General features: G+C 55.1%; 13 protein-coding genes. 5 read left to right on the top strand and 8 right to left on the bottom strand.

Annotation, left to right across the window (positions count from 1 at the left end):
• Window positions 1-198 precede the first annotated feature (198 nt).
• A complete protein-coding gene (locus SH528x_RS29440) occupies window positions 199-624 on the top strand; it encodes an endonuclease domain-containing protein (protein WP_442507007.1) in 426 nt (141 codons plus the stop codon).
• A 591-nt stretch (window positions 625-1215) separates the two neighbouring features.
• Here the strand turns inward: SH528x_RS29440 and SH528x_RS29435 are convergent.
• Both SH528x_RS29435 and SH528x_RS29430 read right to left on the bottom strand, forming a co-directional pair.
• Window positions 1216-2388 carry a 3-dehydroquinate synthase gene (locus SH528x_RS29435; RefSeq protein WP_442507006.1) on the bottom strand — a complete coding sequence of 391 codons (1173 nt, stop codon included), beginning with the start codon at window positions 2386-2388 and terminating at the stop codon, window positions 1216-1218.
• Between the two features lie 105 nt (window positions 2389-2493).
• Window positions 2494-3420 (bottom strand): alpha/beta hydrolase, encoded by a 927-nt coding sequence (locus tag SH528x_RS29430; protein ID WP_442507005.1) that lies wholly within the window; start codon window positions 3418-3420, stop codon window positions 2494-2496.
• Window positions 3421-3867: 447 nt separating this feature from the next.
• Here SH528x_RS29430 and SH528x_RS29425 point away from each other — a divergent pair, with 447 nt between their 5' ends.
• Window positions 3868-4905 carry an aldo/keto reductase gene (locus SH528x_RS29425; RefSeq protein ID WP_442507004.1) on the top strand — a complete coding sequence of 346 codons (1038 nt, stop codon included), beginning with the start codon at window positions 3868-3870 and terminating at the stop codon, window positions 4903-4905.
• 107 nt (window positions 4906-5012) lie between these two features.
• Window positions 5013-5585 carry a hypothetical protein gene (locus SH528x_RS29420; RefSeq protein WP_442507003.1) on the top strand — a complete coding sequence of 191 codons (573 nt, stop codon included), beginning with the start codon at window positions 5013-5015 and terminating at the stop codon, window positions 5583-5585.
• Here the strand turns inward: SH528x_RS29420 and SH528x_RS29415 are convergent.
• Window positions 5552-6808 carry a guanine deaminase gene (locus tag SH528x_RS29415; RefSeq protein ID WP_442507002.1) on the bottom strand — a complete coding sequence of 419 codons (1257 nt, stop codon included), beginning with the start codon at window positions 6806-6808 and terminating at the stop codon, window positions 5552-5554. The two genes, SH528x_RS29420 and SH528x_RS29415, sit on opposite strands and share 34 nt — an antisense overlap.
• Before the next feature lie 391 nt (window positions 6809-7199).
• Between SH528x_RS29415 and SH528x_RS29410 the strand changes: the two genes are divergently transcribed.
• On the top strand, window positions 7200-7553 hold the full coding sequence (locus tag SH528x_RS29410) for an Hpt domain-containing protein (RefSeq protein WP_442507001.1): 354 nt from the start codon (window positions 7200-7202) through the stop codon (window positions 7551-7553).
• 212 nt (window positions 7554-7765) lie between these two features.
• On the opposite strand, the gene SH528x_RS29405 is transcribed toward SH528x_RS29410, so the two are convergent.
• Entirely contained in the window at window positions 7766-7963 is a 198-nt protein-coding gene (locus SH528x_RS29405; protein WP_442507000.1) for a hypothetical protein, read from the bottom strand.
• Between the two features lie 191 nt (window positions 7964-8154).
• Here SH528x_RS29405 and SH528x_RS29400 point away from each other — a divergent pair, with 191 nt between their 5' ends.
• Window positions 8155-9039, top strand: coding sequence for a peptidase C39 (locus SH528x_RS29400; protein ID WP_442506999.1), 885 nt, complete (start codon window positions 8155-8157; stop codon window positions 9037-9039).
• 549 nt (window positions 9040-9588) lie between these two features.
• Here the strand turns inward: SH528x_RS29400 and SH528x_RS29395 are convergent.
• The 4 genes from SH528x_RS29395 to SH528x_RS29380 form a co-directional block, all read right to left on the bottom strand.
• Complete coding sequence (locus SH528x_RS29395; RefSeq protein WP_442506501.1) at window positions 9589-11061, bottom strand: IS4 family transposase; 1473 nt, start codon at window positions 11059-11061, stop codon at window positions 9589-9591.
• Between the two features lie 115 nt (window positions 11062-11176).
• Window positions 11177-12337: a radical SAM family heme chaperone HemW gene (gene hemW, locus SH528x_RS29390; protein ID WP_442506998.1), complete on the bottom strand. Its 1161-nt coding sequence runs from the start codon at window positions 12335-12337 to the stop codon at window positions 11177-11179.
• A gap of 2 nt (window positions 12338-12339) precedes the next feature.
• On the bottom strand, window positions 12340-13179 hold the full coding sequence (locus tag SH528x_RS29385; protein ID WP_442506997.1) for an MBL fold metallo-hydrolase: 840 nt from the start codon (window positions 13177-13179) through the stop codon (window positions 12340-12342).
• Window positions 13180-13279: 100 nt separating this feature from the next.
• The gene (locus SH528x_RS29380; RefSeq protein WP_442506996.1) at window positions 13280-14083 is read right to left on the bottom strand and encodes a segregation and condensation protein A; all 804 of its coding nucleotides are present in this window, start codon (window positions 14081-14083) and stop codon (window positions 13280-13282) included.
• Window positions 14084-14097: the final 14 nt, after the last annotated feature.

The following is a 14097-nucleotide window of genomic DNA, read 5'->3' as shown; positions in this document are numbered from 1 at the left end:
TGGATCGTGCACGCGAGAATTCACCACCCCTCCCCGACCGCCTTCAGCGGTCGACCCTCCCAGAGGGAGGGTGAATGCTTCGCGTCCCCGCAACTTGTTTGAAGCAGGTTAGTACGAGCGGTAGAATTTAAACATCGGCGACGTCACTTCTGATGTGCCGACGCGAACTCTATCGCACTTCGAATCGGGGCCAAGCTGATGTCTTCTGATCATGATCGAATTGCTCGAGCCCGCAGTCTTCGCAAGTCAAAAACGCGAGTGGAAGGACTTTTGTGGAGCCTTCTACGATCCAAGCAGCTTTGTGGATTGAAGTTCCGACGTCAGCATCCGGTCGATCCCTATTTCCTGGACATTGCGTGCCTCAGCCACCATCTCGACGTTGAACTCGATGGTGAATATCACGACCAGATTGCCGATGATGACCTGAAACGGCAACGTTATTTAGAAAGGTTAGGGTGGAAGGTGATCCGGTTTGAAAATACGGACGTGCTAAGAGATGCTGAGTCCGTGTTGCGAGCTATCGCAAACCAAGTTGGACTTCCGTATTCGTTTTGCAGGCGAACCTCCAGACGCTCTGGAAACAAGAGCGAAGATGTCCCAGGTTGTGAGAAACGCGATCGTTGATCGCCCGGGTAGCAAGCGTCTACCGCAGGGGGCCTCGTTGTGTTCGAGGTGGACCGTTCGAGCGAGAATTCACCAACCCTCCCCGACCGCTATCAGCGGTCGACCCTCCCAGAGGGTGGGTGAACCGATTTTACCTCCCCAAAGGGGAGGTCAGAGCCGGCGGTAGCCGGCTCTGGGTGGGGCTCGTTGTGTTCAAGGTGGACCGTTCGAGCGAGAATTCACCAGCCCTCCCCGACCGCTTCCTGCGGTCGACCCTCCCAGAGGGAGGGTGAATTGATTTCACCTCCCCTTTGGGGAGGTCAGAGTCGGCGGTAGCCGGCTCTGGGTGGGGCTCGTTGTGTTAGAGGTGGATCGTGCAAGCGAGAATTCACCAGCCCTCCCCGACCGCTTCCTGCGGTCGACCCTCCCAGAGGGAGGGTAAATTGATTTTACCTCCCCTTTGGGGAGGTCAGAGCCGGCGGTAGCCGGCTCTGGGTGGGGCTCGTTGTGTTCGAGGAAGACCGTGCAAGCGAGAATTCACCAGCCCTCCCCGTCCGCTTTCAGCGGTCGACCCTCCCAGAGGGAGGGGTAGTTTGTTTCAGCCACGGCCTCCTAATTCGCAGTGATGGCTTTGTTTTTGGCTATCTTGCCTAATGTCTCAATCGCCGTCTTCATGGCGAGTGCGTCGATTTCGTGAACATTGATCGGGTCGCCAATCCCGCGGAGCATCGTGATCGTCAATCGGCCGCCGAGATGTTGGCGGAACTCTTCGAGCCCCTGCATCAATCGGTCCACCGGCTCCAGACAGGGATGCCAAAGTTGAATGCCTAGGTCATGCAAGCATTGCACGGCCATCTCCGCATCCTGGCGAGGCAGTCCAAATTTGAGCGATGAGTACAAGCAATCGATCGCGACGCCGATCGCAACCGCTTCGCCGTGACGAATTTGATAGCGTGAGAGTGTCTCGAGTTTATGGGCCGACCAGTGACCGAAGTCCAACGGTCGAGCTTCGAGCATCTCGAAAGGATCGCCTCCTTCGGTGATGTGACGCATATGCAGCACACAAGAACGGTGGATCGCTCGCCGCGATAATTCAGGATCTCGCGCGGAAATCTGCGACGCGTGTTCGGCTAACCAGTGGAATTCGTCTGCATCTTTCAGCAGCGAAACTTTCACCGCTTCGCTCAATCCGCTACAGAATTCTCGATCGGGTAACGTTTCCAACAAGGCCGAATCGTTGACGACCGCCCAAGGGACCGCAAACGTTCCGATCCAATTCTTTTTGTCGAAATAGTTGATCGCATTTTTGACTCCGACACCCGAATCGGCCTGCGCCAACGTGGTGGTGGGCAGACGCACGAGCCGGATCCCGCGGTGTGCGATCGCAGCGGCGTAGCCGACGGCGTCCAACATCGCACCGCCACCGATGGCGATGACGTAACTGCGGCGATCAAGATTCAGGTCATGAATCAGACCCAATATCTCTTCGACTGCAGTTTGAGTGTTTTTGATTGGTTCGCCGCCATCCAGGATGATCGTGGGTGACGTCAACTCGATCGAGGCCTCACCGCGGAGCTGCGATTCGATCCGGGCAACACGGTCGCTCGATTCCGCCACCGATCGCTCGGCGATCAACAGCACGCGCGCACAACCGTTGTCTCCACCGTCCAGCAAATCGACCAATACCGAGAAATCATCGCCAGCGACATCGTCCGTGACCCGCAATCGATGGACGAATGAGGCGGTGAAAGGGATGTCGGTTGTATTGGAAAGACGATTCAGCATGGATATTTTTGAAGGGGTTGCTTTTGCGAACTGCAAGCGGCGGACATCATTATTTAGTTGCAGCACGGTCGGAGTGGAGGAGACCCGAGTCGCTGCTGAATACTACTAGTACGTTTCATCTTTCCAATCTCGCCATAGCCAACGCAGCGAATCAGGAAAAATTGCACCGCCATGTTTTCCGTTATGTGCCTCGCTGCCAAAAACCAGTTTGTAGTCGTAATCTTTGAACGCTAATGCCTTGCCCATTTGACGATTGGCCAAGGGCCAGTTTCCGAATTGATTGTCGAGATCGTTCTCGCCATCTTGTAGAAATACACGAATCGGCTTCTTGTCCGCTTTACGAATCATTGGCGGATAATTGTGACCGCCACGAAGATCGACGAAGCTGCCGATGTGGCTGAGCACTTTTTGAAATTGGTCGGGGCGATGCCATGCGACGCTGAAGGCGCAGATGCCGCCGGAGCTGTTGCCGCAAATGGCTCGCATTTTTGGATTTTTCGAGATTCGGTAGTCTTTTTCGACTTCCGGAAGAATCTCCGTCAGCAGGAATTCCGCGTAATCGCCGCTGACCGTGTCGTACTCGAAACTGCGGTTGCTCGGTCGGGGACTCCAGCCGCGTTTCTCAGCGAGTTCGCCTTTATGGCCGGGATCGATCATCACGGCGATCGTGACCGGCATCTGTCCTTTGGCAATCAGATTGTCAAACACAACTGGGACTCGAAAATCTCCCTTGGTTCCTTCGAAGGCGTGTCCGTCTTGGAAAACCATTAATGCGGCCGGGGTTTTGCCATCGTATTGGGCTGGGACGTACACGCTGTAGCGTCGCCGCGTGCCCTCGAACACCTTGCTCGAATCCCAAGCGTGCTGGGTCACTTTGCCATGTGGGACCGCGTCGTTGGGTTGCGAGTCGGGGCCGTGTTGGTAGTCCTCGGCAGTCACGGGCTGTGCACAGAGTGCCAGTGCCAACATTGCGGGGGTGACCAAATAGGCCACAAAAGCGACGGCAGTCGACAACGAACGCAACGCACGCATAAGAAAGACTCAGTAGGCAAAGGAGGGAAAGTTGGGGGGAGGGACGCCGAGACGTCAGTTGTTATTTTAGCAGTTTAGAACCGTTTTTTCGCGTGGGCATGACATGAAAAGGACTTTCCCTTTGTTTAGCCCGCTGAAGGCAATGCTGTGAAGCATTTTCTGGTAGCGGAACAGTTAGGCAGGAGTCTTTTAGTAAATTGGCCGTTTTGGCGCTAGCGGGCTGTTGACTTAGTGAGCCGCTCGCGCGTGAGCGGCCGGGGCCCACGCATTACCCGGTGCCTTACGGCCCACGGCTCACTACATGCTTACCTTCGCCAGAAGGTGGTGATTCGCAATGGACGCCAACAATCCACTACGAAACGCAAAAGCCGTACGTTGCCCGAGGGCGTGCTCTCGCGAACATCAAAATTCACCCTCTCTCTCCCCTTCATCTTTGAACCGATCGTGATGCAAAAAAAACGTTTAGGAAGTAGCGGTGTCGTCGTTAGCGATATTTGTATGGGAACGATGACCTTTGGTACCCAATGTGACGAAAAATCCAGTCATGCGATCTGTGACTTGGCATTCGAATCTGGAATTGACTTTTTCGATGCGGCCGAGATCTACCCGGTCCCCCCCAACAAAGACACGGTGGGTGTGACCGAAGAAATTTTCGGACGCTGGCTGAAAACCAAGCCGCGTGAGTCGGTTGTGGTCGCCACCAAGATCACCGGGCCAGCACACGGATGGTTTTGCCCCCCGGTCCGTCATGGCAAAACCTCGATCGATCGCCACCAGATTTTGCGGGCTTGCGATGCCTCGCTTCGCCGGTTGGGGACTGACTACATCGATCTGTATCAAATCCATTGGCCTGACCACGGCATGCCGTATGAAGAGGTCTTGGGTGCGTTGACCGAGCTGCGGGATGCAGGCAAGGTTCGCGTGATCGGTTGCAGTAACGAGACGAGCTGGGGAGTGATGAAAAGCTTGTGGACCGCCGACGTCCAGGGGCTAGATCGCTATGAAACCGTGCAAAACAACTTCAGTTTGATCAATCGCCGCTGCGAAAGTGAGCTGGCTCAGGTGTTGCGAAAAGAAAAAATGAGCCTGCTGCCGTACTCGCCACTTGGCGGCGGGGTTTTGACGGGCAAATACAACGTCACGCCTCCGCCGGGAGCTCGCTTTACTGACTATTTGCTCAACGGCGAAGAACGGCAACGCAAAATGGCGGAGCGTTTTGTCAACGATCGCACGATCGAAACCACGCGGCGAATGGAAGATATCGCCAAGTCGATTGGCACAACCGTCACGGCACTGGCCGTCGCGTGGAGTCGGCAGCACGACTTTGTCGCTTCGACCATCATCGGAGCGACCAGCACCGAGCAGTTGCTTGAATCGCTGGCGGCCCGTGATTTGGTGTTGGACAACGAGACGTTGGCCCGCATCGATCAAGTCGACGCCGAGATCCCAACGCCGATGACCGAAGACGGGTTGCGACGGTTGTAGCGATCCGGAGGTTGAGGAGCTTTGTGAGACGAGGCATTTGCAATAATTCCTGGTAGAGCATCGCTTTTTTATCTCGCATCGCAAAAACGTGAACTATTTTGGCGTTCATGAAGAACGTCGTCATCGTCCTAATGAATCTCGTGATTGCGAGCCAATGTGGTGCAGCCGATTGGTTGACGCTACCGGGCAAATTTTCGCATGATCCGGTCTCGGCACAGCGGGTGGATCAATTCCAGCCTACTGCGGCGCCGACGGTTCCGGAGGTCGCGAATTTTAAGACCAGCGGTTACACACACGTTCGCAGCCGTTTGAATTACGGCCAATCCTCGGACAACTATCACCGCGTCGAAACTTGGGGTGATGCCGTTCGCCCCTATGGTGAATGGCAATTACCGTATCGGCCCTACAGTGTCCCCTATGCAGCTTGGGGAGCCCCGTTCGCTGGTCTGAACATCACACCGTTTGGCTACGGTACTGGTGGAGCTACTGGCGTAGGGGGCAATGGATTCGGAGGCACCGGATTCCGTCCTCAAGGAAACGGGCAATTCGGAAGTGGCCACAATGGTAACGGGCAATACGGAAACTCTCCTGCTGGAAATGGCTACGATGGGCATGCTCCCCACGACCCTAACCGCCAACGTTCTGGCTATCCGCCCCAAACCGATTGGCCTCGCAGGTAGGTTTGTTTGACCCAGCGATCATCCCAAGCGAACATCAGTTGCGACAAGGGATCGATGATCGAGTCATGTCCTTGCATTTGAGTGGTGAAATCGGGATCGATCACCACGACGTCGGCGCGGTATCCTTTGCAAAGTTGACCGACATCATCCCAGCCCAGTGCGTCCGCTGCTCCGGCGGTGATGTCGTACCAAGCTGATGCAGCAGTAGGAGGCGTGTTGCCAAGCGATGCCGCCGTTTCGATCGCCGCGCGAGCCACGCCCACCATACTTCGCTGGTAACCCGCACCGATGTCGCTGCCCAGCATCACTTTGACTCGAGCCTCATCAAGGGCTTGCCGGTTCATCTGCCCAGAGCCCAGGAACTGATTGGCCGTTGGGCAATGAGCGATGATCGCACCGTGCGTCGCGAGGGTTTCGCGATCGTGTGCATTCAGGTGCACTCCGTGGCCCAGGATTGTTTGCGGCGTCAGCAGTTTGGCTTGTTGATAAACGTCGACGTAGCGAGCGGAATCAAAGAGTTCGGCAACGCGTGCACACTCTTGTTCGGTTTCCGCCAGATGAGTTTGGATCGCAGCGTTATGTTCGGCGGCCAACGCACCGGCAGATTCCAGTAACCGCGGCGAACACGTGATCGCAAATCGCGGTGTCACAGCGGCGGCCATTTCGGACGTCGACGGGAAACGTGCCAGAGTCTCGGCGGCCTCGTCAATCAATTGGTTGGTTTCGCGACAGAGTTCAGGCGGAGCGTTGCGGTCCATTAACACATGCCCGATCATTCCTCGGAATCCCATCTGGGATGCCTCCTCCAACGCCGCTATTGCCGACGTGTGATGGACCGTCGTGTAAGCACAGAAACTGGTGGTTCCGAATGACAACAAATTGGCTAGCACCAGTCGGGTTGTCTGACGTGCAAAATTCACGTCCTGCCACGCACGCTCGGCTGGAAATGTGACTTCATCGAGCCATTTCAACAGCGGCAACCCATGGGCACCGATGATGCCAAATTGTGATAAATGCAGATGAGCGTCAATGAATCCAGGGCAAATAATCCGGTCGCCGTGGACGAGGGGACGGAAACTTTCCGCCGTGGTGAACGCTTCGTCGTCGTCTTCAATGACAACGGCATCAATTCGCCCTTCACTGATTCGAATCGATCCCGATCTCAGCATCATTTGATGCCCCGAAGGATCGGCGATCAGCAATTTGCCGGTGAGTGTGGTCATAAGATTTTTCGAGGAGGTTGTTTGATCGTCGTGCAATTTGAACGCCTGAACGCCGACGAGGGAGGGAGTTGGATGGCCGGAAGTCGTCTTTCTTCGTCGGTTTTCTGGCAGCGGGAATGTCGATCTGTCGTTGGCACAATCGATTGGATGCGGGTGGTTGCTTGGCTGAGGTTGGTTGCTTGAAACCGCTCGGATTTCATGAATGGAACGAGATGTGCTCTCCCATTTGTTAATGCATGAGACGAAAGGAGATCGCTCAAGTGGTTTGCCCGGATAGCGGTGCGGCGCAAGGTGGCGATCAATTGATTTTGAAAAGGAAACTTTCGTGAAAGTTCAGTCCAATATGGTTCGGAAAAATACATCCACGAGCAGTCGCCGCAACAAACCTGCGGTGAATTCTAATCCATGTGAGGCATCCGTCTTTGCCGAGGCGCTCGGGAGGCTCGGTGGCGACGAAGAATTGTTGCGTGAGTTAGCGGCAATCTTACTGGATGATGTTCCGCCGTTGGTCGAAGGGATCCAGAATTCGATCGCAGGCGGAGATTTTGACGAAGCTCATCGTGATGCGCACGCCTTAAAGGGGTTGGTCGTGACCTTTGACGAACGCGGATGCGGATTGTTGATCAGCGAGTTGATGGCGGCGTTAAAAGACAATGATGAGCACGAAGTCCACCGCCTTTGTCACACCTGCGTGGAATCCGTCCAGACGCTGCAGTCGCACTGCGAGCGTTTGCTAAGCAGGTAAGAGGCAATAGCGGGCATTATCCGCAAACCTTCTCGACGCTGGCTGGACTGTCCCATTTTGTGAGCCCAACGCGTTAACGTCAGGCCGCCGCTAGCGTAAAACGTTGGGAAAACGAGGCCCGCGGCTAAGACTGGGCAGCTAAACTTTGGTGTTGTCGTGATTTTCAGTTGCGCTGGTTTTCTGCCACCGCCCTTCTGTTAGCCGTTTGGGCGCTAGCCCCGGTTGGATGCTGACGAAACCGTGGCTAGCGCCAAAACGGCTAACCAAATCAGCAGTCGCACTTCGTCGGTGGTGAGGAACAACAGTATCGGCTGAAAGAAAGACTCACCCCCAATATCCGACGTCAATACGAAAGTTTTAGCGGCCCAGGTTAACGTCCCTCCGCGAGCAATCCGATTGTGGCGATTCATGCTTTCTTCATCAGAAATTCTTGCCTGCTTCTGGCAAGCACAGCGGCAATTTCATGCGGTGCTACGCAATTGGAACTGCACGCGGTAAGATCGGGCTGCGAATATTTTTGCTCCTGCCGAACCTCGCCTGATCGTTACGCGTATTTCACCCTTCAGCCGGCTCGGGTTCCCATTTCGGTTCGATTGGTTTTATGGACGATCTTTTTCTGGCAATTCTGGTGATGATGGGCCTGTCGGTTATCGTCGGTGTTCTTGCAGCGGTGATCTTTGCCCCACGGAGTCCTAAACCAACAACGCGTGATGGCCAAGGCGTCGTGTTGATGTTGACGATCGTCGTCACGTGCATGTTTGCCTTTCTGTTCTATTCCGCTGGCCGACTCTATTGGGCCAAGTGGATTGACGACTCCGCCGTGATCGTTTGGTCCAATTTCACGCCGCTGCTTGCGGCGATGGCGGCGGGGATTGTTTATCGGTTGCCCAATACGCCACATTGGCGTCAATCGATTCTGGCCATGTCACTAGGTTTTGCCTCGATCGCGACGGTGTTGTGGCCGTTTGTGGGCGTCTGGTTACGTCCGCCTCCGGAAGGCGGGGACGAAGTGTATCGCGGGATCACGCTACAAACATCGTGGGCGACCTGCAGTCCATGCGCGGCAGCCACCTTCCTGAGAGCTGGCGGCATCGAAACGAGCGAAAAAGAACTGATCCCGTTGTGCTTGACCGACGAGAGTGGCACACCGACGTTGGGTTTGTTTCGAGGCGTGAAATGGATGGCCAATCGCCATCATCGTGACGTCAAAGCGTTGACGCTGAGTTTGGATCAACTTGAATCCGATAACGTGTGGCCTGTGTTGATCATGGTCGAGTTGCCGATCTCTGGAGTCGAGGATCCGCGTTATGCCGACCAATGGGGCTGGATCCCGGGACTCGGCCATAGCGTCGTATTGTTGGGCCAGAACTCGAGAGGCGATTTTGTGGTCGCGGATCCTTCGGTCGGCGCCGAGATTTGGACGCGTGCCGATTTGGAAGTGTTGTGGCACGGCAACGCGATTCGGTTCCAGGACGGCGGCGAGTGAGGAGTGAGGAGTGAGGAGGTGGGAGGTGGGAGGTGGGAGGTGGGAGGAGTGAGGAGTGAGGAGTGAGGAGTGAGGAGTGAGGAGTGAGGAGTGAGGAGTGAGGAGTGAGGAGTGAGGAGTGAGGAGTGAGGAGTGATGAGTGAGGAGTGAGGAGTGAGGAGTGAGGAGTGAGGAGTGATGAGTGAGGAGTGAGGAGTGAGGAGTGATGAGTGATGAGTGAGGAGTGAGGAGTGAGGAGTGAGGAGTGATGAGTTGGGAGTTGGGAGTTGGGAGTTGGGAGTTGGGAGTTGGGAGTTGGGAGTTGGGAGTTGGGAGTTGGGAGTTGGGAGTTGGGAGTTGGGAGTTGGGAGTTGGGAGGCAAAGCTGAATTCACCCTCTCTCTGGGAGAGGTCGGCCGGGGAGGGCTGGTGACATTGAACGTGCACGGTCCAATTCTAACACTGCGAGGCCCCACCCAGAGCTTGCTCCGCTCGCTCTGACCTCCCCAAAACAAGTTTCGGGGAGGTGAAAGATATGGGTAAATTGGCCGATGACAGGCTGGAAGCCTTTTTATACCCCAAAACTCATTTGCTTGAATGCAACGAACGCTTCAACAATGGTCGAGAAACGGTTCATCCCTCGCCAGAGAGTTCTTGAGCCGGCAGGACCCTGCGATTTTTTGTCGATGTAGCCGCCTAGGATGGCGATCGATTTTCCGAACGCTTCCATCGTTGGTGGAGACTTCGGATCGACCGGGCGTTTAGTTAGAAATATCATGATCGCCATCCATTCGTCTTCGCTAAAGTAGACCGTGCAGGGCGACTGTCCGTCATGACGTGTGGCGCCCTTGAGGTACTCCACTCTCCAAGCGACGACCGTGAGCATCGAAAACGCTCGTATATAACGCTCCAATGTTTCGTACTTCATGTCTTCGATGTGAAGCCCACTTTTAAGTGTTTTGAAGTACAACTCCACTAGCCAACGAAAACAGTAGCCGGTCAAAACCTCGTCAATTTCTTCCGCCGAACTGACCGGCAGGGTTGTCAGAAGCATCCAGTTAATCGGGGCTTCACCGATTGGCGGATCCACCTCGAGCGACTCCACCACATTGATCCAAGTGTCGGTCAACTTGCCAGTGCTGGACCGCCCGGTTCCGGCAACTTTGACGCGCACGCTGCGAAATTGCACCAGCGCTTCGCGTGAAATACGTGCCTGTTTCCGAGCTCGTTTCTTATCATCTGGAAGCACCGGAGCGTCTCGGCCACCGATCGAAACCGTTTTCTCTCCACGCCAAGCGACCTTTGAAAGCGTCTCTTCAATTGTCGTGACATCATCAATCGGCGAGCCGGTGACCGCATCGACGGCGGCGACGATCTTCTGAGTCCGGCACTGACGAATGATGAATCCATAGTTCTCTGGAAACTCCGCCGCCTCGGCCAGCAGTTCGCCAATGTCCGATTCGCTGTCGGAAAGCTGAATGAACTGAGTTTGCGGCATCGAGCGGGCGATTTGCTCGCCGCTTTGCATCATTTCCATCCATCGGCTGCTCTCTTTTTCTTCAAAACAGCGTCGCTGCCGTTCGGCTTTGCGCTCCTTGGCTGGCACTTCCAATGACGTCGCATCACGAGTCCAAAGAACTTGGTCGACCACTCCCAAGGGGATGCCTGGGGCAGCAACGGCGTAGAGCGGATGGTAGAAAAAGCCAAAACGTTTGCCGCCCGAAAGCGGTCCTGCCCCGCTGACCTGCTGCTTTGGCTTGGTCAGATCGAACTCGGACGAGTCCTGATCCAGAAAGACCCGTTTGTGCTCGCCGCATCGCTTTCGAGCGGCCTGATGATGTGCGTCGAAGATTTGATCCACGTCTACCTTGGGGTTGTTGGCTAAGCGATAAATTCCCTTCAAGTCAGCTTTGGAACGAACACGGTCCGGTGTCGACTCGCCGATCGAGGAAGCTTGAGAGACAAACTTAACAACGCGATCCACCCGCCGCTTGTGGCCCAGGTCCAACGATTCAAATTCCTGCCGTACCCAATCGATAACCATCCTTGCAACCTCCGTGCGATGAAAATCCAATTCGCAGAATCATTCGCACACACACGAGAAAAGGCAAGAAAATGTTTTGGGGTATAAAAAGGCTGGAAGCCTATCCCACTTTTGCTCAGCCGAGCAGCTCGGATGCGACCGAATCGGCAAACAGGATTCCTTGTTCGCTCAAGTGGATGTGATTGCCTTGCCGCTGTAGCAGGCCTTGAGCAATCGACTTTTCAATTGCATCTCCACATTCCCGCTGTAGGTTGATCTTGGTTTCGCGGGCGAGTGCTTCGATGTCGATCCCATCGATCATGCGGATGCCAAACGCGGCACGTTCGCGTGCGTATTGCAACGGAGTGATAGCGTCGGATTCGGCGACGGGTGATGCGTTTCGCTCCATTCGCTTCAGATACGTGGTGGTGCTGCGATGATTGACTTCACGATGTCCACCAACAAAGCGGGCGGCACCTGGGCCGGCAGCGTACCAGCCTCGACCTTGCCAATAGGCGACGTTGTGGCGACAACGAAAACCGTCACGAGCAAAGTTAGAAATCTCGTAGTGACTCAATCCCTGTGCCGACGACAGCTCGCGCGTCATCATGTACATCGCGACTTCGCTCGCCTCGTCCACTCCGTCGAGCCGACCGGCGCGTTTTGCCGTCCAAAACGCCGTCCCTTTCTCGAACGTTAACGCATAAGTCGAAAGATGGTCGATCGGTAAATCGAGTGCGGTTTGTAAATCTGCCTGCCAATCGGAAACGGTTTCCTGCGGCGCGGCGAAAATCAGATCTATCGAAACGTTGCCGATCCACTTTGCCGCCAATTCGATCGCCGCAGAAGCCTGGGCCGCGGTATGGCTGCGTTCAAGCAACTTCAATTTCGATGGGTTGAAGGACTGTACGCCGAGGCTAATTCGGTTGATTCCATGATCGGCCAGCACACGCAGTTTCTGTTCGTCGATGTCTTCGGGGTTGGCTTCGACACTACGCTCGGCATGGTCGGTCAGTTCAAAACGCAGTTCGATCTGTTTGAGCAGCCACTCTAGCTGTTTGACATCTAGATGCGTCGGGGTCCCCCCGCCTAAAAACAGCGTGTCGATTTGGGGGCGATCGAGTTGTTCAAGTTCTCGATCGATCGCGGTCAGAAATGGCTGGACTAAATCGTCGCGGTCCGCGATCACGGAAAAGTTGCAGTAGCCACAGCGATGTCGACAAAACGGAACGTGAACGTAGGCCGAGCGGGGTGTCGGCCAAGTCCAATCGTGATGGTCATGCGAATCAGACTGCATGCTTATAGCCACAATTTCATGCGGCCACCGAGTGCATCGGGAAGTGCCTTCTGGGCAAGTCGCTTCACTTGCGTGTCGTTGTAGCGTGTGCTGAGGTGAGACGCGATAATTAACTCGTTCTGAAAACGGTCGCTGCGTTGCTTGTAATCATCGATGTGCATGTGGCCATGCTTGTGAATTTTTTCTTTGCGGTGCTCCGGTGCGACAAAAGTCAATTCGCTGACCAACGTCTTGGCTTCGTAGAAGACTGGATTGTTGTCCAGTCCCGGAGGCGAGGTGTCACCGGTATAGGCAAACACAGGCACACGTGTTTCTTCGGTGATCTCCGTTCCAGCAAGCTTCAAATCGCGGATCTTGTCGCCTTCGAGTCCTTGAAATTCGGGCTTCAATTTATGACGCCGTTGATGGATGACAAAACCGAGTGAATCGATTGTGTGACGCGTCGGCAGCGACGTGACGATGTACTCGCGGCTGATCGAGGTTTCATCGCCGGGCAGCAGGCCGATCAATTCGCACGGCATCGCGCCGCGATCGAGTCGACGGAACAATTGCAGCATGTCCCAAGTGGCATCAACCGCCGAATCGGGAAGGTAAATCACCGGGGGATCCATCTTCATCATCCGGCGGCGCGAGACATACGCCGGCAAGGCGGCGATGTGGTCCAAGTGGGTGTGCGAGATAAACATGGTGGGCGTGCCCATGAAATCCCAGGGTTGCCCGCCACAATCAAAAAGAACTTTCAGCTCGTTGACACGCCAATACGTTTGCACGGCCGCGCGCGAGTAGCCTTCGATGGTCAGACCATTGTGAACGTGAGACAGAACGGGAAGGTTTTCAACCATCGGGCCGCAGGCATGAGTGCAAAGTGGAAAGGAACGTGCTCAGGCCCGAACAAGATATCGTGAAGCATTGATTTGCTGTACCGGACACGATCGATGACGATTAGCGCATGCGGATGGGCATATTGCTCGCTTCGATCGCTTTGGTGCCGTAGTTATCCACTTCATTGACATTCAAGCTGTCTGAATAGTTCGCCGTACGGACGACATAGATATCGCCATGCTCGTGCTGCTGGACCGCTGCCCCATGGTGCCGGGTCAATTCAAGCGTGGCCAAGAACCATCCAATCAGCGACGATTTGTGAATGCCACCGGCAACCAGGTCCATCAATTGAACCTGTTCCGTCTTCTGCAAACGCTCGTGAATCCGCTGCATATAAACGTGGATCGGCGTATCGTCGTAAATAACTTCGGTCGCTGGCGGGCCGGCGGCTTCCCGCATGATTCGCCCAAAAGCGCTGACCAAATCCCAGATTTCCAGGTCGATGATCGGTTGGTCTCCCAAGTCGACTCGCCGGGTGGGCAGATCGTCTGACATGCGTTCATACCGCTGCTGCCAACGTTGCCCCATTTCGTCAAGAATCGAAGCGGCATCGCGGATTTCTTTGTATTGCAGCAACCGCTCGATTAGCTCGGATTGCGGGTCGAGAATTTCCTCTTCTTCGCTCTCTTCAACGATTTTTGGCAATACAGCCTGGCTCTTCATCTCGACCAGGGTGGAAGCCAGGTCGAGAAAATCGCCCACATCCCCCAGATCCAGCTCTTGCAGAATGTCCATGTAGCCGAGGTATTGGTCGACAATTTTGGACAGCGACATTTCAGGCAACGCAACTTCTTGGCGGCGAACCAAGTAGAGCAGCAGGTCCAACGGACCACGGTATGCTGGCAATTCGACACGGAAATTCATGGTTTTGCCGGGGC

It is taken from the genome of Novipirellula methanifontis, from assembly GCF_052161655.1.
GTDB lineage: Bacteria > Planctomycetota > Planctomycetia > Pirellulales > Pirellulaceae > Novipirellula.
The sequence above is the reverse complement of the archived record's forward strand: the minus strand, read 5'-3'. Positions and strand labels throughout refer to the sequence as shown.